Genomic DNA, 2,400 nt, shown 5'->3' with positions numbered 1-2,400 from the left:
GGACCCGTCCCCGGCCGCCGGCGAACCCGCCCCGGGCGCCGGCGGGATCACCGCCGAGGAGATGATCCGCACCCTCAGGTCCCTGCTTCCCGAAGGACGGATCAGCAAGGAGCAGGGGAGGGGCACCGACGACGCACCCCCCCTGCCGTACGCCCAGGTCGTGCACGACGACGGCAAGGGAGGCGGGGCGGTCGCCGTCGGCCTGCACCGCGTGGAACCGGGAAGCCGGCAGGCCCGCGAGACCACCACCTGCCCGGACAGGACCTTCGTCCCGCACGACGCGTGCCGGACCACCGAACTCGCCGACGGCTCGATGCTCATGATCTTCCAGGGGTACGAGTACCCGGACCGCCGGGCGGACACGAAGTACTGGGCCGCGGAGCTCGTCACTCCCGAGGGCGGGCACATCTCGGTGAGCGAGTGGAACGCCGAGGCACAGAAGGACGCCCCGGTCACCCGACCGGAACCGCCGCTTTCCGTCAAGGAGTTGGAGAAGCTGGCCACGGCTCCTGTCTGGCGCCCGCTCGTCGACGTCCTCTCCGTGGAGAAGAAGCCCCGGCCGGACGCGTCCCCGTCGACGGACGCCTCCCCGCCGGTGGACGCGGCCGCGCCGCCCGAGGCGCTGGGCGAGGAGCTGCGCAAGACCTTCGTCTCGCTGCTCCCCGACGGGCTCAAGGTGAAGAAGCAGGGCGGTCAGGCGTCCGAGTACGCCTATCTGGTCGTCGACGACGGCCACGGGGCGAGCATGGTCCAGGTCAACGTGCAGCCCGACATGTCCGACGCCGAGGGGCAGCTCTTCCGCGCCGGCGTGGAGACCCTCCCCGACGGCACGAAGGTCGTGCAGCGGCAGGGTCCCGGCGAGAAGGGCGGGAAGGGGGTGGTGATGTGGACCGTCGACACCATCCGGCCCGACGGCTTGCGGGTGGTGGTGAGCGCCTTCAACTCCGGTGCCCAGCACACGGCCGCGACCCGCGACACACCCGCCCTGACGATGGAACAGCTCCGGGCGATCGCCACCAGCTCCACGTGGCGGGACCTGCTCTGATCCAGGCCCGGCCCGGCCCGGCCGCGGCGGCGGGTGCCGGCGGACGTCGCCGCCGCTCCCGCCGGCCCGCCGTGACCGGTGGCCGGTCACGGCTGCCGGGACCGCGGAAGGGGCTCCAGCGGCCCCTCGACGGTGATCACCCGGTCGCAGGCCTCCCGGGTGGCCGCCACCAGACGCCCGTTGGGCCGGTCGTTGTCCGTCACCCGGGCCCGGGCGACCTCCGGAGCGGAACCGGTCGCCGTGTGCCGGCCGTGCAGCCGTTCCTCGCGCACCGCGTCCGGCGCGTCCAGGAACCAGAGAGCGTCCAGGCAGGCGCGCGCCGACGGCCACGGCCCCCGGGCGACGGCGAGATAGTTCCCCTCGGTGACGACCAGCCGGACGGAGGGCTCCACCACATGGAGCGCCGCCACCGGCTCGTGCAGGGTCCGCGAGTAGCCCGGGGCGTACACCGGCCCCTTGCCCCGCTCGCGGATCCGCCGCAGCAGTGCGGCGTACCCCCAGCCGTCGAAGCTCGGCTCGGAGCCCTTGCGGCCGGTCAGGCCCAGCCGGGTGAGCTGGGCGTTGGACAGGTGGAAGCCGTCCATCGGCACGTAGGCCGTGCTCCCCGGACCCAGCCGCTCCCCGGCGGCCGCCACCAGGTACTCGGCGAGCGTGGACTTCCCGGCGCCCGGCGCCCCGGCGATGCCGAGGATCACCCGTCCCGTGCTCGTCCCCGTCAGGGTCAGCGTCTCCCGCAGCAGCGTCGTGGCGTCCATGCCTGCCATCGCACCACGTCCGGGGACCGGCCCGCACCACCCCTGTGACCCAGCTCTCCCCGGGTCGTCCGGTCCGCCCCGCCCGGCGTGGGGAAGGATCATGCGGCGGTCCCGTACGGCGATCGTGCGGGGACGGTACGGCAGGACAGGGAGCGGCCATGGAACGCAACACCCCGGACTTCGGGCTCACCGCACAGGACTACGGGCGCCACCGCGCCGGATTCCCGCCGGAGCTGATCACCCGGCTGGCCCGCCACGGCGTCGAGACTTCCGGCCGCGACGTCCTCGACCTCGGCACCGGCACCGGCAGCCTCGCCCGGCTCTTCGCCCTGGCGGGCGCGCGCGTCACCGGCGTGGACCCCGCCGCACCCCTGCTCGACCAGGCCCGCCGGCTGGACGCCGAGGCGGGCGTGACGGCCGCGTACCGGGTGGGCACCGCCGAGGAGACCGGCCTCCCCGGCGCCCGCTTCGACGTCGTCACGGCCGGTCAGTGCTGGCACTGGTTCGACGCGCCCAGGGCCGCCGCGGAGGTCCGGCGGCTGCTGCGTCCGGGCGGCAGCGTGGTGATCGCGCACTTCGACTGGCTGCCGCTGCCGGGCA

Annotated in this window: 3 protein-coding genes; 2 read left to right on the top strand and 1 reads right to left on the bottom strand. The window is 74.8% G+C overall.

What is annotated here, in order from left to right:
* Positions 1-1,045: hypothetical protein (locus tag HW445_RS27075; RefSeq protein WP_180223503.1), on the top strand; the 1,045-nt coding region annotated here is incomplete at its 5' end.
* Positions 1,046-1,131: 86 nt separating this feature from the next.
* Here HW445_RS27075 and HW445_RS27070 read toward each other — a convergent pair.
* Entirely contained in the window at positions 1,132-1,800 is a 669-nt protein-coding gene (locus HW445_RS27070; RefSeq protein ID WP_180223502.1) for a nucleoside/nucleotide kinase family protein, read from the bottom strand.
* A gap of 158 nt (positions 1,801-1,958) precedes the next feature.
* On the opposite strand from HW445_RS27070, the gene HW445_RS27065 reads away from it, so the two are divergent.
* Positions 1,959-2,400, top strand: a 442-nt coding sequence (locus tag HW445_RS27065; RefSeq protein WP_180223501.1) for a class I SAM-dependent methyltransferase, incomplete at its 3' end; no start/stop codon positions are given.

The organism is Streptomyces sp. UH6 (genome assembly GCF_013421635.1).
Lineage (GTDB): Bacteria > Actinomycetota > Actinomycetes > Streptomycetales > Streptomycetaceae > Streptomyces > Streptomyces abyssomicinicus.
This window is presented reverse-complemented; position numbering and strand designations above follow the sequence as displayed.

Bases quoted from the DNA above. Each gene is read 5' to 3' on its own strand.
- HW445_RS27070 (WP_180223502.1), bottom strand. From the start codon at position 1,800: ATGGACGCCACGACGCTGCTGCGGGAGACGCTGACCCTGACGGGGACG.